The organism is Heyndrickxia sp. FSL W8-0423 (assembly GCF_038009395.1).
GTDB lineage: Bacteria > Bacillota > Bacilli > Bacillales > Bacillaceae_C > Heyndrickxia > Heyndrickxia sporothermodurans.
The window spans coordinates 3410017-3431743 of record NZ_JBBPBE010000001.1 but is presented as its reverse complement, the minus strand read 5'-3'; the positions used below and the strand labels follow the sequence as shown (position 1 = coordinate 3431743).

At 33.4% G+C, this 21727-nt stretch carries 24 protein-coding genes; 15 read left to right on the top strand and 9 right to left on the bottom strand.

Annotated features, from left to right (window positions below; genetic code table 11):
- Positions 1-12 precede the first annotated feature (12 nt).
- The gene (locus MKY81_RS17615) at positions 13-267 is read right to left on the bottom strand and encodes a DUF2624 domain-containing protein (protein WP_066225927.1); all 255 of its coding nucleotides are present in this window, start codon (positions 265-267) and stop codon (positions 13-15) included.
- A 378-nt stretch (positions 268-645) separates the two neighbouring features.
- Between MKY81_RS17615 and MKY81_RS17610 the strand changes: the two genes are divergently transcribed.
- The gene (locus tag MKY81_RS17610; protein WP_107920086.1) at positions 646-1059 is read left to right on the top strand and encodes a Fur family transcriptional regulator; all 414 of its coding nucleotides are present in this window, start codon (positions 646-648) and stop codon (positions 1057-1059) included.
- A 39-nt stretch (positions 1060-1098) separates the two neighbouring features.
- Here MKY81_RS17610 and MKY81_RS17605 read toward each other — a convergent pair whose 3' ends face one another.
- Complete coding sequence (locus MKY81_RS17605) at positions 1099-1683, bottom strand: hypothetical protein (RefSeq protein ID WP_066225919.1); 585 nt, start codon at positions 1681-1683, stop codon at positions 1099-1101.
- 181 nt (positions 1684-1864) lie between these two features.
- Between MKY81_RS17605 and MKY81_RS17600 the strand changes: the two genes are divergently transcribed.
- On the top strand, positions 1865-2236 hold the full coding sequence (locus MKY81_RS17600; RefSeq protein WP_066225914.1) for a DUF4190 domain-containing protein: 372 nt from the start codon (positions 1865-1867) through the stop codon (positions 2234-2236).
- 76 nt (positions 2237-2312) lie between these two features.
- On the opposite strand, the gene ispG is transcribed toward MKY81_RS17600, so the two are convergent.
- The 3 genes from ispG to MKY81_RS17585 form a co-directional block, all read right to left on the bottom strand.
- Entirely contained in the window at positions 2313-3407 is a 1095-nt protein-coding gene (gene ispG, locus MKY81_RS17595) for a flavodoxin-dependent (E)-4-hydroxy-3-methylbut-2-enyl-diphosphate synthase (RefSeq protein WP_181294207.1), read from the bottom strand.
- A gap of 117 nt (positions 3408-3524) precedes the next feature.
- Positions 3525-3845: a hypothetical protein gene (locus tag MKY81_RS17590; protein WP_066225908.1), complete on the bottom strand. Its 321-nt coding sequence runs from the start codon at positions 3843-3845 to the stop codon at positions 3525-3527.
- Between the two features lie 93 nt (positions 3846-3938).
- Entirely contained in the window at positions 3939-4712 is a 774-nt protein-coding gene (locus tag MKY81_RS17585) for a DUF1189 domain-containing protein (protein WP_181294598.1), read from the bottom strand.
- 142 nt (positions 4713-4854) lie between these two features.
- Here MKY81_RS17585 and MKY81_RS17580 point away from each other — a divergent pair, with 142 nt between their 5' ends.
- The 5 genes from MKY81_RS17580 (at position 4855) to MKY81_RS17560 (ending at position 12062) form a co-directional block, all read left to right on the top strand.
- Entirely contained in the window at positions 4855-5340 is a 486-nt protein-coding gene (locus MKY81_RS17580) for a DUF456 domain-containing protein (protein ID WP_325946616.1), read from the top strand.
- Positions 5341-5458: 118 nt separating this feature from the next.
- Entirely contained in the window at positions 5459-6067 is a 609-nt protein-coding gene (gene sodA, locus MKY81_RS17575) for a superoxide dismutase SodA (RefSeq protein WP_107920087.1), read from the top strand.
- Positions 6068-6187: 120 nt separating this feature from the next.
- Positions 6188-7393 carry an MFS transporter gene (locus MKY81_RS17570; protein WP_341118408.1) on the top strand — a complete coding sequence of 402 codons (1206 nt, stop codon included), beginning with the start codon at positions 6188-6190 and terminating at the stop codon, positions 7391-7393.
- A gap of 126 nt (positions 7394-7519) precedes the next feature.
- Positions 7520-9706 (top strand): peptidoglycan D,D-transpeptidase FtsI family protein, encoded by a 2187-nt coding sequence (locus MKY81_RS17565; RefSeq protein ID WP_341118407.1) that lies wholly within the window; start codon positions 7520-7522, stop codon positions 9704-9706.
- Positions 9707-9875: 169 nt separating this feature from the next.
- Complete coding sequence (locus tag MKY81_RS17560) at positions 9876-12062, top strand: peptidoglycan D,D-transpeptidase FtsI family protein (protein WP_341118406.1); 2187 nt, start codon at positions 9876-9878, stop codon at positions 12060-12062.
- A 52-nt stretch (positions 12063-12114) separates the two neighbouring features.
- On the opposite strand, the gene MKY81_RS17555 is transcribed toward MKY81_RS17560, so the two are convergent.
- Both MKY81_RS17555 and MKY81_RS17550 read right to left on the bottom strand, forming a co-directional pair.
- Complete coding sequence (locus MKY81_RS17555) at positions 12115-12600, bottom strand: hypothetical protein (RefSeq protein ID WP_341118405.1); 486 nt, start codon at positions 12598-12600, stop codon at positions 12115-12117.
- A gap of 19 nt (positions 12601-12619) precedes the next feature.
- Positions 12620-12979 (bottom strand): hypothetical protein, encoded by a 360-nt coding sequence (locus MKY81_RS17550; protein ID WP_202780140.1) that lies wholly within the window; start codon positions 12977-12979, stop codon positions 12620-12622.
- Between the two features lie 229 nt (positions 12980-13208).
- Here MKY81_RS17550 and rpmG point away from each other — a divergent pair, with 229 nt between their 5' ends.
- The 4 genes from rpmG (at position 13209) to MKY81_RS17530 (ending at position 15867) form a co-directional block, all read left to right on the top strand.
- Positions 13209-13358, top strand: coding sequence for a 50S ribosomal protein L33 (gene rpmG / locus MKY81_RS17545; RefSeq protein WP_341118404.1), 150 nt, complete (start codon positions 13209-13211; stop codon positions 13356-13358).
- Positions 13359-13412: 54 nt separating this feature from the next.
- Positions 13413-13979, top strand: a complete 567-nt coding sequence (locus tag MKY81_RS17540; protein ID WP_341118403.1) for a 5-formyltetrahydrofolate cyclo-ligase — start codon at positions 13413-13415, stop codon at positions 13977-13979.
- Between the two features lie 78 nt (positions 13980-14057).
- Positions 14058-14234 (top strand): hypothetical protein, encoded by a 177-nt coding sequence (locus MKY81_RS17535; protein WP_213087486.1) that lies wholly within the window; start codon positions 14058-14060, stop codon positions 14232-14234.
- Between the two features lie 118 nt (positions 14235-14352).
- Positions 14353-15867: a rhomboid family protein gene (locus MKY81_RS17530; protein WP_107920863.1), complete on the top strand. Its 1515-nt coding sequence runs from the start codon at positions 14353-14355 to the stop codon at positions 15865-15867.
- Here MKY81_RS17530 and MKY81_RS17525 read toward each other — a convergent pair.
- A complete protein-coding gene (locus tag MKY81_RS17525; protein WP_341118402.1) occupies positions 15860-16735 on the bottom strand; it encodes a hypothetical protein in 876 nt (291 codons plus the stop codon). The two genes, MKY81_RS17530 and MKY81_RS17525, sit on opposite strands and share 8 nt — an antisense overlap.
- Positions 16736-16896: 161 nt before the next feature.
- Here MKY81_RS17525 and MKY81_RS17520 point away from each other — a divergent pair, with 161 nt between their 5' ends.
- The 4 genes from MKY81_RS17520 (at position 16897) to MKY81_RS17505 (ending at position 21307) form a co-directional block, all read left to right on the top strand.
- The gene (locus MKY81_RS17520) at positions 16897-17094 is read left to right on the top strand and encodes a YqgQ family protein (RefSeq protein ID WP_341118401.1); all 198 of its coding nucleotides are present in this window, start codon (positions 16897-16899) and stop codon (positions 17092-17094) included.
- Between the two features lie 13 nt (positions 17095-17107).
- On the top strand, positions 17108-18079 hold the full coding sequence (locus MKY81_RS17515) for an ROK family glucokinase (protein ID WP_341118400.1): 972 nt from the start codon (positions 17108-17110) through the stop codon (positions 18077-18079).
- 150 nt (positions 18080-18229) lie between these two features.
- Positions 18230-20104, top strand: a complete 1875-nt coding sequence (locus MKY81_RS17510) for an LTA synthase family protein (RefSeq protein ID WP_341118399.1) — start codon at positions 18230-18232, stop codon at positions 20102-20104.
- Between the two features lie 45 nt (positions 20105-20149).
- Positions 20150-21307, top strand: coding sequence for a YqgU-like beta propeller domain-containing protein (locus MKY81_RS17505; RefSeq protein ID WP_341118398.1), 1158 nt, complete (start codon positions 20150-20152; stop codon positions 21305-21307).
- 28 nt (positions 21308-21335) lie between these two features.
- Here the strand turns inward: MKY81_RS17505 and MKY81_RS17500 are convergent, their stop codons facing one another.
- Positions 21336-21509: a DUF2759 domain-containing protein gene (locus MKY81_RS17500; protein WP_066234376.1), complete on the bottom strand. Its 174-nt coding sequence runs from the start codon at positions 21507-21509 to the stop codon at positions 21336-21338.
- Positions 21510-21727: the final 218 nt, after the last annotated feature.

Genomic DNA, 21727 nt, shown 5'->3' with positions numbered 1-21727 from the left:
CTCAATGCTTTATTACTTCGTAAATTGAACAAATATTCGGTTGATTTCTTTTGCTGTTTCTGGCCCGGTAATTTTCGCCACTTCTTTTATCAGTTTGGTTCGTTGTTTATCGTCAAATATGTTATAAGATTTTCCTCGTAAATATGCAGCAATCTTATTTGCGTCACTTTTAGATAGCCGAACATTAAATTGTTTTGCATATTTTAATAATTCTTCTCCTGTGATTATGTTAATTTTGTAATTAATCACATTTTGTAGTAATTTCATCTGCACATCACTCCTCTTTTGATACATATGAATAGGACAAACGAAATGTTCCAATTCATTTTGTTTTTTAGGAAGTCTCTGTGAAACTAGGATGTTGATTTCCGCTGCAGGTACTCGCTTTCCGCGGGGCGGGCGGTGAGCCTCCTCAACGCTTCGCGTCTGCGGGGTCTCACCTGTCCCGCTGATCCCGCAGGAGTCTCGTACCTTCCGCTCCAATCAACATAGTGTCAATTTTAAATATCGTACTTTTAACAAAGCCTTAAGTAAAAGCAACTAGAGTGAGTAAGTTTACATTAAGGAAAATCTCATGTATAATTTTTTTATGGAATAAATCGTAATCATTCTTAATAGCATTCATTAAAGTAGGTGTTATATAAAATGCATGTTACTAGTGCGATTCAAACATTGAAAGACAAAGGGTTTAAGCATACCGGAAAACGGGAACAAATGCTAGAATTATTTGCTGCTAATAACAAGTATTTAACAGCACGGGATGTTCTGGAATATATGAAAGATGATTATCCAGGATTGAGCTTCGATACTATATATAGAAATTTATCTTTATTTGTTGAATTAGGGATTCTTGAAGCAACGGAATTATCGGGGGAAAAGAATTTTCGTTTTAGCTGTTCAACAAATAATCACCATCATCATTTTATTTGTTTAGAATGTGGAAAAACGAAAGAAATTCAAACGTGTCCGATGAATATTTTGGATGAAGACTTAGTAGGATATAATGTTTCAGGTCATAAATTTGAAATTTATGGAAAATGTCCGGATTGCATAAAATAAAAAATCATAAGATCCTGTCTTATGATTTTTTATTTATACTTAGTTTGTTACTTTACTTTTCATCTTCAACCATTTTTCTACCCATATTTCAGCTTCATGCCAATTTTTTACCCGAACGACTCCTTCAGGAATAGGATCTTGATTATAAGGTGTATCGAATAAAATAACTGGTATTTGTAATTGTTCATGTATCATTACTGCATTGTCATGTTTATCCTCAAAAAAGAGATCAACCTGATATTTTTTTGCTACTTCTACTTTATTATGTGATCCGATTAATTCAATGTGGTGGTAAAATAAATCATTTGTATTAAACCAATTTTCTGTAACATCGATTAAATTCGAACTTCTCGCACTTATGAAATATAGCTCAAACTTTTCTTTCCATTTTGTTAAAACTTCTTTTGCCCCTTTAGCAAGCGGTGATTCACCATACATCCTCGGTTCTGTTTTAACAAACCATTCATAAAAAGCTTTTGGGTCAACGTCAATGACATTTGTGAGTTCGTATTCTGTAATATCATCTAAAGTTAATTGTAATTGAAACGCTTCATTTATATAGGGAAGTAAAGAATTTGGGTGGGTTACAGTTCCGTCAATGTCGATTCCAAATTTCATTTTCATCAAATAACTACTCCTTTATAAGCTCAATAAAAATTTACACCATAAAAAGTGTATCATACTATTATGAAACTGAAAAAAAATTACATCATTCATTGCTGGAAAAGATTGTTATGATGAAACAATAACATTCAGTACACAATAATAATGCTCCTGCTCTTACGATTCGAAAGTGAGGGATATTATGAATGATGAAACGCGTTATGACAAGCTAGAAGAAAATCATCATGATGAAAAAGATAATCATGAGTATCGTGAAGAAACGGCTGCTGAAATAGCTGCACCTGTCTCTTGGGATCGTAGTAACGATCGTGATCGTGATCGCGATGAAGATAAGGACCATGAACATGCTCATGTAAGTGGGAAAGTTATTGGCTGGTCTGCATTAGCTTTATCAGTTCTATCCCTATTTTTCTTACCAGTAGTATTAGGGGCCGTAGGGATCATTCTTGGTTTTGTTGCAAGAAGAAGGAACGCCAAAACATTAGGTGCATGGAGTATAGGGATAGGTGTTGTTTCTCTTATTATTGGGATATTCGTACTACCATTTTTTTAATGTTTATATCTTAATCACTACCATAAATGTGGGAGCTGTAATAAAAAAGAAAAGTGCGGATCCACTCCGCACTTTTCTATGCTTTTTGTTCACTTTCTTGTTTCTTATAATATTCTTCAGCAATTAAATCAATTTCTTTTTTCAATTCTTCTACCATTGTTTCTTCAGGGACTTTTCTTACGATTTTTCCTTTACGGAAAAGCAAACCTTCACCACGAGCCCCTGCGATTCCAATATCCGCTTCACGAGCTTCACCAGGACCGTTTACGGCACAGCCTAATACTGACACCTTAATTGGTGCTTTAATCGTTGAAATATACTCTTCAACCTCATTGGCAATACTAATTAAATCGATTTCGATTCTTCCACAAGTAGGGCATGAAATCAATGTTGCCGCATTTGAAGATAACCCGAACACTTTTAACAATTCTCTAGCTACTTTTACTTCTTCGACTGGGTCGGCACTTAAAGAAATACGTAGTGTATTACCGATACCTTTACTTAAGATAGCTCCTAAACCAGCAGCACTTTTTACAGTTCCGGAGAAAAGTGTTCCGGATTCAGTAATTCCTAAGTGTAAAGGATAGTCAAAAGCGCGAGCAGCCTTTTCATACGCCTCAATTGCAAGATTCACATCGGATGCTTTCATTGAGACAATAATATCGTGGAAATCTAGATCTTCTAAAATTTTTATATGGTGTAAAGCACTTTCAACCATACCATCTGCAGTTGGATAACCATATTTTTGTAAAAATTGTTTTTCAAGACTTCCCGCATTTACACCTATACGTATAGGTATACCTTTTGCTTTAGCCGCCTTAACAACTGCTTCTACTTTTTCGCGTTTCCCAATATTTCCGGGGTTAATACGTATTTTATCCGCACCGCCTTCAATTGCTTTTAAGGCGAGACGATAATCAAAATGAATATCAACAACTAATGGAATATTGATTCGCTTTTTTATTTCAGGAATTGCTTCAGCTGCACGTTCGTCTGGACATGCAACCCGAACAATTTGACAACCAGCTTCTTCCAAACGTTTAATTTGGGCAACTGTTGCTTCCACGTCATGTGTTTTTGTTGTTGTCATACTTTGAATAAAAAGTTCATTGCTTCCCCCGATAGTTAGATTACCAACCTTAACGGGGCGTGTTTTTGAACGATGTATAATTTCACCCAAGGGTAATTCGCTCCTTTATTAAGTACAAATCAGTTTGTATTTTAATTTATAACAAATGTATTGTATCAATATTTGACGGTAATTGACAAGGAAATGAAGTTCGTCATTTTATTTATATATTGGAAATTTGTAAACCTGACCAATTTGAATTTCCTCGGGTGCGATATTATGATTAAATTTTTTGAAGTCAATGATTACTTGTTTTATCGGAACGGTTAATGGAGATTTATTGATTTTTTCCACGATGGACAAAACGGTGTCACCGGGATTCACTTTCTTATTTATATATGGAGCAGGCTTTTCTATCGTTGCGTTCTTTTCTGATTTTACTGTTGTTTGCGAAACAACAGGGATGGTTCCGAAATTGATATCAATATAGACACTATAAATAATAATAATTACTGCGACGAATGCTAGGAATTTTTTCAAGATTAGCGCCTCCTTTTTGTCATATATATGCTTGTCCTTAACTGCTTATGACTAAAAAGGAAAAAAACTGACTTGAATGTCAGTTTTTCAATTCTACGCTTTAACTTTAGGTTTCGGAATCTCTCTAACGGTTAAATAAAGGAAGATTAAACAAATAATCCAGTTGATTAATAATCCACCCGGAACGACTGTTTTTAATGCATCCATTAATGCAAAAAATACGGTAGGTAAGGTAATACAGTGGGCAGTAATTCTCCAGCTATTTCGATATTGGAGGTTTCTGTCAAATGTCCTTGCAAATAAAATTCCAATGCCTGCGAAAATTGAAATTTTAATAAATCCTATAGCAGAGGTAAATAAGTACATAATAATAAATACGATGGGTAATACAATCCAAAGTACTCCGTTTATAGAAGACAAAAATTTATCAATATCTTTGTTTTGTAATTTCATCCCTTCAAGGGCTGAATAAGGAAAGTTTTGGGCATTTCGATCGTTTACAACAACGAATTCGTTTTTAAGTAATGCGACAACATTTCCTTCTTTTTCAATATCTTGCCTGGAGATTTTTCCAGTTGGATCGAGTATGATTTGAAAATCGGACTTTTGCAATGTAAAGGGTTCTTTAATATCTGATGTAAGATTTCCATTTTCAATTTGAAATGGAGGCAATTCTTCCATAAAGATTTGTTTACCTTCATTTAATGCAGTAATTGTCATTTTTGAAAAATGATATAATCCAGGTAAAGTGGATAAAAACATAAGTAAAAAAACGTACAAAATCGTTTTTCCGATTCCTAAAAAGCGATATTTTGCAATATCTTTAGGGGAATAAAGACTTTTAACAAAACGTTGAAAAATATTCAAAACAATCGTCACTTCCTTTTTGCATTTTCCTATAATATGTACAACTATTTATCATTGTAGGTTTTTTTTTAGTAAATGTCATTTGAAATACGTAAAAACATTGAGAAATAAAAGCATAATATTATAAGAAGAGGTGTTAGTTATGGACTGGCTATACTGGACGATCATAATTGTAATGATGCTTGTTGCCTTTATTGGTTTAATTTATCCAATCATTCCTAGTGTTCTTTTTCTTTTTGGTTCCTTTATATTATACGGCTTATTTTTTTCCTTTCATTCATTTAATTGGCTTTTTTGGACAATTCAAATCCTGTTTGTCATTTTACTTTTTGGCGCGGATTATTTAACAAATTTAATTGGTGTAAAAAAATTCGGTGGGTCAAAAGCCGGTGTTTGGGGGAGTACAATTGGGCTGTTGCTCGGACCTTTTGTTTTTCCGATTATTGGAATTTTAATTGGCCCATTTTTAGGTGCTGTCATTGGGGAGTTAATTGTAAACCGCACATCATTTATTAAAGCAATGAAAATCGGCTTAGGCTCATTAATCGGTTTCGTTAGCAGTGTGGCCGTAAAAGGGATAATACAAGTCATAATGGTTATTTATTTTTTTATTAGTATTAGGAGCTAAAATATTTTTAGAAAAACTAGGCAATTTATTTGCCTGCTACTTATAACTTTGGTAATCTTAAATTGAAATTACATGAATCACTTTGATTCAAAACATTTACATAGGGAGGAATTTTACCATGGCATTTGAATTACCACAATTACCTTATGCATATGACGCTCTTGAGCCTCATATTGACAAAGAAACAATGAATATCCATCACACAAAACACCATAACACATATGTAACGAACTTAAATGCAGCACTTGAAGGAAATGAAGAACTTCTTAGCAAATCCGTAGAAGAAGTAATTGCAAATCTTGATGCAGTTCCTGAAGCAAAGCGTACTGCAGTTCGTAATAATGGTGGCGGACATGCAAACCACTCATTATTCTGGAAACTTCTTTCTCCAAACGGAGGCGGAGAGCCAACTGGTGAATTAGCAGATGCAATTAATAAAAAATTTGGCAGCCTAGATAAATTTAAAGAAGAATTTGCTGCTGCTGGTGCTGGCCGCTTTGGATCAGGTTGGGCTTGGTTAGTCGTTAATAATGGTGAATTAGAAGTAACTAGCACTCCAAACCAAGATAATCCATTAATGGAAGGAAAAACTCCTATCCTTGGCTTAGACGTTTGGGAGCATGCATACTACTTAAATTATCAAAATCGCCGTCCTGACTACATTAAAGCATTCTGGAATGTAGTAAACTGGGATGAAGTTGCAAAATTATACGCTGCTGCAAAATAATAAATAAAAAAAGCATCGGAATCTTCCGGTGCTTTTTTTATTGCACAGATAACGAATAGAAAAATGTATAATGTCACTCCTTTTTCAAAAGCTATAAAGGATGAAAAAGGGGAGTTTGTCATGATATTTCGAAAATGGTTAGGTGATATAGAATTAACAAAAGACTTATCTTTGTTACTCTATATCGGTGGAATTTACTCATTAAGTGTGGCTTTATCTAATACGTTTGTAAATATTTATTTATGGAAACAATCAGGCGAGTTTATTGATTTAGCCATTTACAATCTATCAGTTGTTGTTTTTCAGCCTCTCACCTTCATTTTAGCTGGGAGATGGGCGAAGAAGGTAGATAGGGTCATTGTGCTGCGAATTGGTGTTATTTTTTTAGCATTGTTTTATTTATCTGTACTGTTTTTCGGTAGTCATGCATCACACTATTTAGTTGTATTAGGTGGTCTACTAGGGATTGGATATGGTTTTTATTGGCTTGCGTTTAATGTGCTTACCTTTGAAATAACTGAACCTGAAACGAGAGACTTTTTTAATGGATTTTTAGGAAGCCTTACTTCATGCGGCGGAATGATCGGTCCCATTTTAGCCGGATTTATTATTTCACGTTTTTCATCCAATATAGGCTATACAATCGTTTTTGGGTTTTCACTTACACTTTTCGCATTAGCTGTCGTTTTAAGCTTTTTTATTAAAAGGCGTCCTGCTCACGGAAGATATTTACTTACTCGAATATTAGGTGAGAGAAAAAATAATCGAAATTGGCGATTAATAACAAATGCACATTTTTTTCAAGGATTACGTGACGGTATATTTGCATTTATCATTTCTGTATTTGTTTTTGTCTCAACAGGCAGTGAATTTGCATTAGGCACGTTCGGGCTTATTAATTCAGGAATATCGTTTTTAGGGTATTCTTTAGTTACTCGACTTATTAAAAGAAAATATCGAAAAAGAGCGATTCTGTTAGGGGGATTCCTTTTATATGCGGGGATATTTATTATCGTATTTGACTTTAGTTACGCAAGATTATTGATATATGCAGCTGTAATTGCGATCGCATATCCGATTATTCTAGTGCCATATATTTCAATGACATATGACGTAATCGGCAGAGGGTGGCAGGCGGCTGAAGCTAGAATTGAATATATTGTCGTTCGCGAATTGTTTTTAAATACCGGTAGAATTGTATCAATTTTAGCCTTTATAGGAGCGATTACTTTTTTTAATGATAAACAAAGCATTCCCTACTTGCTCATGATTTTAGGTGCTGGATATATTTGTGTTTCATTTCTTTTAAAAAGAGTGTCTACATAAATATCTGTATCGTAAAAAAAGGCAATATTTCATGCCTTTTTTTATTTATTTAAAATTTTTATTCAATTAGTCGGACTTTTCCTTTACAATGAAATAAAGGTAAATAGAGGAAAAGGGGATTAATAAATGAAAAAGAAGAAAAAGAAGTTAGTCGTTCCTGTTAGAATGAATATTATCTTTTTTGTTGTCTTTCTTTTATTTTCGTCACTTATTTTTCGATTAGGGGTTGTCCAAATTGTCCACGGGGAAAAGTATAAAAATGAGATAAAGAAAACAAGTGACGTGACGATTCAAATACCAGTTCCACGGGGAAAAATATTAGATAGAAACGGAAATTTAATCGTTGGAAATAAACCGCTAAAGGCGATTACATATACAAGGCCAACATCTATTAAACCAGAAGAGATGCTTGAAATTGCTGAAAAATTGGCTGAATTCATTAAAAAAGATACAAAAGAAGACCTTAAGGCAATTACTGAAAGAGATCGTAAAGATTTTTGGATTTTACACCATCAAAATGAGGCAAAAAGTAAAATTACGAAACAAGATGAAAAAAGTTTAAAGCAAAAAAAATTAGCTGAAAAAGAGTATGATAAAGAAATTTATCGTCTCATGTTAGAAAGAATTACTGAAAAAGAGATAAATTCCTTTTCGAAGAAAGATCTTGAAGTACTGGCAATCTATCGAGAAATGTTAAGCGGATATCCGCTGACACCACAAATTATTAAAAATAAAAATGTGACAAAAGAAGAAATAGCGATAATTGCTGAAAACTTGGATGCATTACCAGGAGTTGATATAACAACGGATTGGGACCGCTATTATAGTTATAAAATTGATGGATTTGCCCCACTTGCAACAATTTTAGGGAAAATCACTACAACAAAAGAAGGTTTACCTAGTGAACAAGCGGAATATTACACAGCATTGGGGTATAGCCGTAATGATCGTGTTGGGAAAAGTTACTTAGAATATCAATATGAAGATGTTCTAAGAGGTAAAAAAGAAAAAATCGAAAACAAAATGGATAAATCCGGAAAAGTCATTGATTCGGTTGTTGTCAGAAAAGGCCAACGAGGAAATGATTTAGTGTTATCTGTTGATATGGAATTTCAGCAAAAGGTCGAAGAAATTATTACAAATAAATTATCCCATTTATCTCAACCTTATTTGGATCGAACATTTGTCACAGTGATGAATCCAAATACAGGAGAAATATTAGCGATGGCAGGAAAACTACGAGAAAAAAATGAAAAAACGGGTGTAAGAGAATATAATGATTTTGCATTAGGAAATATGATTACCTCTTATGCGATGGGCTCAGCTGTTAAAGGCGCAATGGTTTTAACAGGCTACCAAACCGGGGCCATTTCAATTCATAATAATATCATTAGAGATGAACCATTAGTATTTAGAGGTACACAATCAAAAAGCTCTTGGAGCACATCAGCCTTTGGAAACATTAATGACTTATATGCGTTAAAAAGATCATCCAATGTTTATATGTTTAAATTAGCGATGAGAATTGGCGGTCAACAATATTATGTTCCCAATGGACCACTTAGTATTGATAAAGTAAAAGCAATCGATACATTAAGGTATAATTTTGCGCAATTCGGATTAGGAGTCAAGACAGGTATCGATCTTCCTGGCGAGCAGGTCGGATTTGGCGGAAGGATTCCAGATTTCGCAGGTAATGTATTGGACTTCGGAATCGGACAATTCGATACGTATACACCGCTGCAATTAGTTCAATACATTTCTACGATTGCTAATGGCGGAAGCCGGATCAGGCCCCATTTGGTTAAAGAAATTCGCGAGCCAAGTGATGATATTCATAAACTTGGTCCAGTAGCACACGAGCTTGGATCGAATGTATTGAATAAAATAGGGGCGAATAAAGATGAAATTAAACGTGTAAAAGAAGGTTTACGATTAGTTGTATATGATCCGAACGGAACAGGATACGGCTCAATTAAAAATAAGCAATTAAAAATCGCGGGAAAAACAGGAACAGCAGAAGCGCTTTATGATGGTCCCGTTCCACATAGTCCCGGGTTGATGCTTTGGAACTTAACTTTTGCCGGCTATGCACCGTATGACAATCCAGAAATCGCCCTCTCTGTTGTTGTTCCTTGGTCAACGACAGATAAAATGCATCCGAATTTAGATATAGCGGATGACGTGTTTAAAGCATATTTTGATTTAAAAAAGAAACGTGAGAAAAAGGATATGAATTCTCCTAATAAAATAATAAATATAAAAAAGGCAGAAAAAGAACAAAATGAAATAGATGATTCTAGTTCAGAATAAACAAATCATTACTTTTTTAGAGCTTAGATATTCTAGGCTCTTTTTCTAATTTATATTATGAAGAATAAAATAAAGCTCTTTCCTTATATTTCTGCATTTAATTTATAGAAATTCTCTTCCATTTCCGTTAAAATGTAGAGTGATGTAAAAAGTGGGAGGGTTTTGTCAGTTGAAGAAAACGAAAAAGAAAAAAAGAGCGTTTGTCTCCTTACGAATGAATATATTATTTTTTGTAGTCTTTATACTTTTCTCTCTCCTTATTCTTCGACTTGGGATTGTCCAAATTGTTTACGGCGATGATTACAAGCGGGAAATTGATAGAAAAGAGAATGTAACGGTTAATACATCAGTCCCAAGAGGAAAAATTTTAGATAGAAATGGAAAAATTGTTGTTGGGAACAAACCGTTAAATGCAATAACCTATACGAGACCTAAAAATATTAAACAAGAAGATATATTAAAGGTCGCAGAAGATTTAGCAAAGCTAATCAAAAAAGACACAAAAGCAGATTTCAAAGCGATAACTGAAAGAGACAAAAAAGATTTTTGGATTTTGAAACATCCTGATGAAGCAGCGGTAAAAGTTTCAAAAGCAGAAATTAAAAAATTAAAAAATGATAATTCGAAAATTTATCAATTAACACTTGATCGAATTACCGAAAAAGAGTTCAATTCTTTTACAAAACAAGAATTGGAAGTGTTAGCGATTTATCGAGAAATGATTGGAGGTTATCCATTATCGCCTCAGGTAATCAAAAATAAAAATGTTACGCCAAAGGAATTTGCTGTTGTAAGTGAAAATCTTGATAAATTACCCGGTGTAGATACAACTACTGACTGGGATCGTTATAATGTTTACAAGGATAAAGAAGGCAATGAAACATTAGGTTCAGTTATTGGTAAAATATCTTCTTCAAAAGAAGGGTTACCAAAAGAGTTAGTTGATTATTATTTAGCAAGGGATTACAGCCGAAATGACCGAGTAGGTAAAAGTTACATCGAGTATCAATATGAAAATGTACTGCAGGGTCAAAAGGAAAAGGTGAAAAATGTAACCGATAAAACGGGGAAAGTGTTAGGCTCTGAAGTTGTTAGAAAAGGTAAAAGAGGGGATGACTTAGTTCTTTCTGTAGATATTGATTTTCAAAAAAAGGTAGAAAAAATCATTAAAGAAGAATTAGGAATCGCAAAACAACGAGGAGATAGCTACCTACTTGACCGTGCTTTTGTTACGGCCATGAACCCAAGAACAGGTGAAATATTGGCCCTGGGTGGAAAACAATATGTGACTGATCCAAAAACGGGTAAAACGGAACTAAATGATTTCGCTTTAGGAAATCTGATTACCTCCTATGCTCCCGGATCTGTTGTAAAAGGAGCAACGATATTAACCGGTTATCAAACAGGTGCGATTCAACCAGGTCAATATTTACATGATCAGCCATTAAATTTTGCCAGTACTAAGCCAATGAAATCATGGACACCTTATCCAATGGGAAGTATTAATGATTTAACTGCATTAAAAAGATCTTCAAACGTCTATATGTTCCTATTGGCCATGAGGCTAGGAGGCCAGCAGCAATATGTTCCAAAAGGTCCTTTACGTATTGATAAAATAAGTGCAATTAATGCGTTTAGAAAGAACTTTGCACAATTTGGATTAGGTGTAAAGACAGGTGTTGACCTACCAGGTGAACAGGTAGGATTTAGTCAAGCGATACCACCAGAAAACGGTAACGTTCTTCATTTTGCAATCGGACAATTTGATACGTATACACCATTACAATTGGCACAATATGTTTCAACAATTGCCAATGGTGGATATCGGATTCAGCCGCATATTGCGAAGGAAATTCGTGAACCAAATGATCAATCGGATGAACTAGGTCCAGTTATTCAAGAGATTGAACCGAAAATCTTGAATAAAGTTGATATGAAAACAGAGTGGATTAATCGTGTTAAAGAAGGATTTTGGAAAGTGGTGAATGAGACACAGGGAACGGGTTATGGATATTTTAAGGATTTAAAGGTTGCAGGAAAAACAGGTACTGCCGAAGGGCTTTATGATGGTCCAAAACGAAAAAATTATAGCTTTGAGAACTTACCGACTACATGGAACTCAACATTTGTCGGGTATGCGCCATACGATAATCCAGAAATTGCAATTTCGGTTGTATTGCCGTGGTCATATATCGGAAATAATCGAGATCCGCACACCAACTTAAAAATTGCGAAAAGAGTGTTCCAAGCGTATTTTGATTTGAAAAAAGAGCGAGATAAAAAAGGACTCAATAAATCAAGTTCAACAAAAAAAGTTGAAAATATTAAAAGTGCGAAAGAAAAGCAATCAGAATAATACACAAAAAAACCACTTAGGACTTACATCCTAAGTGGTTTTTTGTGTATGATTATCTTCCTTTCGTAAGGACTACTGCTAACTTTTTGAAATCCATTTTATTAGTAACATCAAACTTACCTAACTGGATTTTTTCATGATATTTATGTTTGATTAAATACTGTACAAATTTGTCATCGTCTTTAATGATTTTCGCTGATTTTAATTGCTCAGCAATTTTGTAAGGACTCATTCCAGACTTAATCGTGATGCGATACTTAACAGTTCCATCATTTTGTTTTCCATCTTTTTTAGATGATGCTTGATTTTTTTCTTCACTTGTTGCTTTATCATTATTTTTCGCTAATAGAGCATTGTATTTTTCTTCTAATTGCGCTTTTTCTTGTTGTATTTGTTTAAGATCTGTTTTCTTTATCTGCTCATAGCCTTCTTTAACGGTACTTTTTTTATGTACAGTATCAAACGGTTTGAATACGAGAATCAGTATAGCCGAAAGTAAAAGTCCGAGTGCGAAGGCTCTCGTTGTTTGTTTGCTCATTCATTCTCACCCACTTCCATTACTGATCTAAAAAGTCAGCAATGACATTTTTAACTTCTGACTGAGCTAATGCTGACTGTTTAGCTATTTGCTCCACAGTTAAACCTTGTTTAAATAATGCGATTACTTGGTTTTTTAATATTTCATTTACAACCGGTTTCGCTGATTTTGACAGCTCTTTTTTCATAAGTTGATCATCTACTAGCAATTCTTCTTCCAAAACCTTCATCCGTTTATTTATTTGATAGGTTTCTTGGTAGAGATTCATAGAGAGATCTTCTACTTCTTTTTTTAAGTTTGTGGAATGATCCTTTTGAAAAAAGGAAATAATAAACAACAAGATAGATAAAATGAGCAACAATATTATTAGTGTACTCATAACCTCACCCTTTCAATTTTGCTCTTTTCATTTATAGCATAAACAAGCCGTTACTTCCATAAATATGATGGATTATTATTATGGAAGGTTTCCCCATTAGCATATTTAGTGAATATTTTATGTCAATAAAAACGATAAAAAAATCATACTAGCAATTCAACTAGAAAAATGATATTATAGAAAAGTCGTATGAATAGTAATGAATGCAATGAAGTTTGGAGGGATAAACATGCGTGTAAATATAACATTAGCTTGCACAGATTGCGGTGAGCGTAACTATATTTCAACAAAAAATAAGCGTAATAATCCAGACCGTATTGAGCTTAAAAAATACTGTCCGAGAGAAAAACGTTCAACTGTACATCGCGAAACAAAGTAAGCAGCTGGGGATTCCCGCTGCTTTTTTTTATCATTTTTTTGTGGAGGGAAAAAAGTGAAGAAAAAAGAATTACGAGAACGTCTAAAAAAAGAGTTATCATCAATTGATCGTTGTACATATGAACAAAACTCCTATTTAATTGCTAAACAATTATTTGGACATCCAAAATTTAATGCTGCATCTACTGTTGCCATCACTTTATCTCGTTTCCCTGAAGTTGATACATGGCAAATTATTCGTAAAGGATGGGAAGTAGGAAAACGAATGGTCGTTCCAAAATGCATACCAAAAACAAAAGAAATGGTGTTTAAAGAAATTACTTCTTTTAAACAATTAGAAAGCGTGTATTTTGGCCTTTTTGAACCAATTGATGGTCAAACAACTGAAGTCAAGAAAGAAGAGTTGGATCTAATTATCGTTCCGGGGATCGCATTCACTCGTAATGGTTATCGACTTGGCTTTGGTGGCGGTTATTACGATCGCTTTTTGCATAACTATCAAGGGATGACAATCTCATTAGCCTTTTCATCACAAATACAATCAGAGCTCCCTATTGAAAAACATGATATTCCTGTCCAAAGAATAATAACTGAAAATGAAACAATTCTTTGTTCTGAATAAAGTATATTTTTAAAGACACACTATAAACATATTCATATTGAGTTTAGTGGTTTGGTATGAAATGGAGGGTATGTCATAGTGAATAGTATCTTTAAATGGTTATTATCAGGATTAATTGTTTATAGTGTTTTTAAGTATCGTTATAAATTGTTGAACTTCTTACTTGGAAGCTACTGGATTAGAAAAATGGGTATCAAAATTGCAATGAATATCCCGGGATTTAAAACGAGGATCCTACAAAGTACATTTAAATAAAAGAAGGATCTTATAAAAAACAGACGAACTGTCAAGTAATGAAATACTTTACAGTACGTCTGTTTTTTCGTTATAGTTAATACAATGTACTATTCAAAAGGGAAAGCGAGGAGTATTGTTGAGCAATAGAGAAGATTATTTATTTTGGAAATTAGCTCGAATATTTACAGATAAAGGCTATTCCTTAATGCATATGAGTGAGGATCATAATGAATTATGGCTTGAGGATACAACAAATAAACATGCCCAAGTAATAAGACTATTGCGAAGTGATTTGGATTGGGGAAAAAAACTACAGCGTGATGTCCATCATAGTGCAGTACAAGCAGAAAATATCCGAAAACATTTAATGAAGCGTCAACTAAATGTTTTAAACATATATATCAGTATGCATTTACCAGTAGATGAGTTTGAATCTTATATTCAACGTCCCATACAAGTCAATAAGAAAACGTTATTACATAGTGTGATAATCGACCAAGAAAACGTTGAAAATGGTATATCACATGTATCGAAAATACTTAATGATGACATCACTATTCAATTAAATGATGAGTATGAAGACCAAGATGTCATGGAATTAAAATCGCTAGTACTAAAGAATGTGGTTTCAAAGTCAAAGCAAGAACAACAGTTTTTTGAAAATGGCAAACCATTTTTCACCTATGTGTTTCTTGCGATTCAAATTGCCATGTTTATTTTGTTGGAAATGACAGGCGGAAGTAATAATCAAGAAAATTTGATTCGGTACGGCGCGAAATTTAATCCGTTAATATTAGAAGGGGAATGGTGGCGGTTTATTACGCCGATTTTTCTTCACATTGGATTTCTTCATATCCTAATGAATTCATTAGCCTTATATTATTTAGGACCGACAGTAGAGCAAATTTTCGGCCGGATTAGATTTGTTTGGATCTATCTTTTCTCAGGATTTGCCGGCGTACTAGCTAGTTTCTTATTCAGTAGTCATCTATCTGCCGGGGCAAGTGGTGCAATATTCGGCTGTTTTGGTGCCTTGCTGTATATTGGTGCGGCAAATCCGAAATTATTTTTCCGAACAATGGGTATGAATGTGATCATAGTTATCATCATTAATCTCGTGTTTGGATTTAGTGTGTCGGGAATTGATAATTATGGTCATCTCGGCGGACTTGTCGGGGGATTTCTTGCAGCGGCAATTGTTCATTTTCCAAAGCAACACAAATGGTTTACTCAAATTGGAGCACTTTTATTGGCTGCAATTGTTACTGGCGGATTATTATTTATGGGTTTCAACAATGAATCGCCGGAAGTTATTAACGGCCTCGCCCAACAAAAATTAAATGATGAAAACTACGAAGATGCTTATAAATTGCTTAATCAGTTAGTCGAAAAAGGTAAGGGCGATGCAGTAACTTATTTTCAGCTTTCATATTCTGAAATTCAACTTCAAAAATTGGAGAAAGCAAAAGAACATCTGCAAAAGACGATCGAACTAGATCCGAAATTTCATCAGGCATATTATAATCTAGCATTATTGTATGCGAACGAGGGCAATTTTACAAAAGCAAAAGAGCTCGTTCAAAAAGCATTAGAATTCTCTAAAGATAAGAAATATGAAGAACTGCTGAACAAAATGAATCAAGCTAGTTAATGATTTGTTTTAAAAGATAAGGTTCCTGAGATTTAGTGATAAATATAATTAATAATTCTTTGTTGTTTTTATTAAATAATAAAAGCGGGACTGTACTTCCAATTAATGATTCGGAAGTTCCGTCCTCTTTTTTTATCCCTAGTAAATAATTTTTATATAAACCTTCCCAAAGTTTCCCAATAATTTCCTGTGACTTATTTTTTGTAAATCCAGGCAGTGGCCGATCATTATAATTAGGTAGTGAGCTTAAAGGAATGGTCCGATATTGACTACGGTTAATTCCCAGCTTAGAAATAGCTTGTTTCCATAATTGATTTAATTGTTTTTCATTCATTTGATTAAATGTATCTTCCCACTGCTTTTCCTCCTTTGTTGCAGCTGAATGGAAAGATAGTAAGTTTGGTGTTAATTTTGAATCAATCACATAGAGCTTATCGAACGACATTCTTTGAACGCTGCTGATCATGCCCTTTTCTTGGATTTCACCGTAATGGAAAGAAATCGCTTCATAATACCCACTATCCTTTTCATTGACTGTATCATTTAAAGTTAATTTTGAAGAATGTTGCTGCCATTTTTTTATCCCAATTGGTTTGATTAATCTTCCGTTTTTAAATAACAATCCGATATCTTGCCTTAAGTAAGCTTTTCGATCTAATTTTGAATAAATCTCATATTCGATTTTGTATTTTGATTTGTTTTGTTTATTAGGTATAAGGGTAAGCATCGTTTCGGCATCAATAAATTGAGCGTTTTTATGAAGAGGAAAAAAGGTGATTGTCTCTTGTACAGGATGTTTAGCTGTTTTTATGATTAGGAAAAGAATAACGATAAGCATACTTATAACGAATACGTATTTCTTTTTCATGCTTTCTCATCCTTCGGTTGTCCATTTTTATTTCAATATACGTTAACGTTCTATATTTATGCTTACTAATTTTTAATAGTTTCGGAACTTGTTCATTATCTAAATATATTTTATACTGTTTAATAATTGCGGAGTTTATGTAAATACAAGGGTGTGGAGTTTTGAAAACGTTTTACGATGTACAGCAGTTGTTAAAAAAATATGGAATCATTATTTATGTTGGGGATCGTTTAGGAGATATAAAATTAATGGAAATAGAAATAAGAGAATTATATAAATTGCAATTAATCGACAGTGACGTATTTACGACAGCCATTTTAGTATTGCGTCAGGAAATGCAAAACTGCAAAAAATTGTAAGGGGGAAGAGGAAATGACAGAGAAATGGATTGCAGGAATTGATTTAGGTGGAACGACAACGAAATTAGCATTTATAAATGAAAATGGTGATATTGTTCACAAATGGGAAATTGATACGGATAATTCAGAAAAGGGGAAAAATATTTTAAAGAATATTTCTGATTCAATTGACCAAAAATTAGAAAGACTAAATAAAGAAAAGGAAATTCTTCTAGGAATTGGAATCGGTGTGCCGGGTGCAGTTGATTTGAAAAAAGGTATTATTTACGAAGCTGTAAATCTCGGTTGGGAAGATAATTTTCCAGTTGTTCAAGTTTTAGGTGAATTGACCGGTTTACCAGTTGCTATTGACAATGATGCAAACTGTGCAGCACTTGGTGAAATGTGGAAAGGTGCAGGACAAGGTGCTAAAGATCTACTATGTGTGACACTTGGTACGGGTGTCGGTGGTGGAGTAATTGTTAATAAACAGATTGTCCATGGGGTAAAAGGGGCAGCAGGTGAAATAGGACATATTACCGTTATCCCTGAGAATGGATCACCATGTAATTGTGGAAAAACCGGATGTTTGGAAACAGTCGCTTCTGCAACCGGTATTTCACGAATAGCAACAGAAAACTTACATACATATAAGAATGATTCCCGTATGAAAGACATATTTGCCAAACAGGGCCGTCTTAGTGCAAAAGATGTATTTGATTGTGCAAACGAGAATGATCAATTAGCGAAGAAAATTATTGATCAAGTTGCATTTTATTTAGGCTTGACACTTGCGAATATAGGAAATAGTTTAAATCCGGAAAAAATCGTTATCGGTGGTGGAGTTTCAAAAGCTGGAGATACATTGCTCACACCAATTTCCTCCTATTTTCGAAAATTTGCTTTCTCAACGGTTTCTCAATCAACTTCACTTCACTTAGCAACATTAGGCAATGATGCAGGAGTAATTGGCGCGGCTTGGTTAATAAAAGCAAATAATTCTTAGGAAATTTGGACAAACTTGCAACTTTTTCTTGGTTTTGGACGTCTATTATACGGGGTAAATAAATTTCGGAAATGGTTTTATTCATTAAATAACATTTTTCTTACTTGATTTCTTCTTTATTTCAAGTAAGAAGGAGGTTTTCATATTTACATGTTAAACTCAAAAAAAATAACGTTTTTATTCCCCATTGTCGCGGCCATTTTTCTATGGATGAAAACATATATTGTCTATAAGACCGGATTCCATATGAAAATTGAAAACTGGATGCAGGAGCTTATATTATTCATTAATCCGGCGAGTTTTTTATTTTTTATTTTTGGTTTATCACTGTTTTTTAAGTCGGAAAAAATTCGAAACATCTATATTTTTGTCATGAGCTTTCTTTTATCGTTTATTATCTATGCAAATGTTGTCTTTTATCGATTTTTCTCTGATTTTTTAACATTGCCAGTTTTGTTTCAAACGAATAATTTTTCCGATTTAGGTGATAGTGCGCTAGCTGAAATTAATTGGTGGGATTTTGTTTATTTCATCGACTTATTCCTTTTAATTGTTGTCATCAAACGGAAACCAAAATGGATCAACTTTCACTTACCTTCTCGTGTTAATCGAAGAGCTTACTTTCTTGTGACTGCAGCAACGCTTTTTTTAAACTTAGGCCTTTCAGAAGCAGAACGACCTCAGTTATTATCACGCACATTCGATCGAGAAATTTTAGTGAAAAACATTGGATCGTTTAATTATCATATATACGATATTTTCTTGCAATCGAAAACGTCAGCGCAAAAAGCATTAGCTGACGGAAGTAACTTAGTGGATGTTGAAAATTATGTAAGAGCCAATTATGTGAAACCGAATAAAGAATTATTTGGTATAGCTAAAGGTAGAAATATTATTCTCATCTCACTTGAATCAACCCAAAGTTTTGTTATCAATTCAAAGGTAAATGGTCAGGTTATTACACCGTATTTAAATAGGTTTATTAAAGATAGTTATTATTTTAATAATTTCTACCACCAAACAGGTCAAGGAAAAACATCCGATGCTGAGTTTTTAGTAGAGAATTCACTTTATCCCTTGAATAGAGGGGCAGTATTCTTTACTCATGCAGGAAATGAATATCATTCAATGGCCGAAAGATTAAGCGAGAATGGCTATTATACCGCTGGAATGCATGCCAATAATAAAAGTTTTTGGAATCGCGATCTAATGTATAAATCATTGGGCTATCAACAATTCTATTCATCCAGCTCATACGACATAACAGAGGATAATTCGGTTGGATGGGGGATGAAAGATATTCCGTTTTTCGAACAATCTGTAGATTTAATGAAAGATATGCCAAAACCATTTTACGTAAAGATGTTAACATTAACGAATCATCATCCTTTTACACTTGATGATACAGATAAACTAATCGATGAGTATACATCGAGTGACAAAACGGTTAATCGTTATTTCACTACTGTTCGTTACCAAGATGAAGCAATTAAAATATTCATTAATAAATTAAAGGAAGAAGGATTATATGATAATTCAATTATCATAATGTATGGTGATCATTATGGAATTTCAGATAATCATACGACTGCTATGAGTCAATATTTAGGGAAAGAAATCACTCCACTAGTTAATGTCGAGCTTCAAAAAGTCCCGTTTATTATTCATATTCCTGGCGTAACGGATAAAGGAAAAGGTGAGGTGATGACAGAAGTAGCGGGACAGATTGATATTAGACCGACCATTCTTCATTTATTAGGGATTGATACAAAAAAAGATTTGCAATTCGGTGAGGATCTATTTTCACCGGAACATCGAAACTTCGCTGTTTTTCGAGACGGTCAAATTGTAACAGATCAATATGTTTGGTCGAGTAACACATGCTATTCGAAAAAAACGGGGGAACAAGTAGATAAAAATGCTTGTCAAAAATTCGTGGAAAAAGCAACTAATGAGCTTGATTTTTCCGATCAAATCATTTACGGTGATTTGCTTAGGTTTTATGGAAAAAAATCAATTAATTAGTAAGAGTAAATAATAAAACTCGCGGTTGCGGGTTTTATTAATTTCATGACTAATACGAAAGAAGAGGTAAATGCAATGAAGAAAAAACAAAAACGGCATACTTCTTTTTTTATTTTATTTTTTTTGTTCCTAATTGCTTTCATCTTATGTGGGTGCCAACAACAAAAATCAAATCAGTCGCCGAAACAAAAGGAAACAAATATAAATCAAATCATTCCATTAACGGTAAATGAAAATCAATTTGAAAAAATAGTAGGATGGCTAAGTAATAATACCGTTGTGTACATAAAACATCAAAATAGAAAAAATTATGTTTATTCTTACCAACTTGAGACAGGAACGAGTGAATTACTTTTTAAAAGTAATGATCCTATTAAAAATGTGATTATTAGTCCAAATCATAAGAAAGTGTTAGTTCAAACCGCTCCTTCAACTTATTTGGCAAAATTATATATGGTGGATAGAAAAGGGAAACTTCTTTTTTCAAAGGAAGTAAAATCTTTTGATCTATCATATGATTGGAATGAAAATAATCCCAATATATTAGCGATTTCGGTCTTTTATGAGGATTGGACATTTAATGTATTAACTTTAGATATAAATAATGAATCTTTAACGAAACATAATTTTTCAGACCCTTTTATTAAATGGTTCGGCAAAAATGAAGTTCTCTTTCAAAAATGGGATAAACTAGCTAACGAAACGGACGCTCCGCTCATGTCCTATTCAATGAATAATCCAAAAGGAACAAAAACTTTGCTCAATAATATTTATCAATTTGATACATTTAACCATTTTTTAATGACGATTACGTTAGATCCCGAAAATAAGGAAAATGCAATGTATCATTTCTACAATGAATCGTTGATTGAGCAATACTCTTTCCCAGTTCCCCATTTCGGTCAATTTAGTGATGGGCTTGTCCCTTATCATGATTTTATAATAAAGGAGAACAAATTCATAACCTTTGTTCCTTATGAAAATAGATCAATAGATGATAATGAGGGGAACTTTAAGTTAATGGAGTACGATATACTAAAAAAATCTAAAAATGTTATGTTCGATCAATTACCCAATGAACCATTATCATGCTCTCCCAATGGAAAAGTTTGTTTATATGGCTTTCAGTTTGAAAAATTAGTAGACGTACAAAATAAAAAGATCATATCGTTAGTGAAATTAGAAAAGAAAAAAGAGCAGTAAGAATACTGCTCTTTCGTGAAAAACGAGGTTAAATTGTTGATGGGTATCCTGAGTGAATAACTGTCATAACAGTGAACCAGCCAAATACACCTAGCGTAATTAGTCCAAAAACGATTCCAAATGGATTTTTATTTTTGAATGCACTAATTGTTCCAAATAACGCAAGTAATGTTACTAAGGTAAAAATGATAACTGTACCCATTTGTAACAGACCCCTTCCTTAATTAAAAATGTCTTTTTTACGTATGTAAATTAATAATAGCACTCATACATATTCTACAATTATAAGCTGAATTTGTCGAGGTGAAAAAGTGAAAGTTATTTGACTTATATAAATCTTAATTAGTTTTAGTATACCCCAAACTAAAAACGATACATTCTATTTTTTTTACTATATTTTTGATACGATAGGATGTGAAG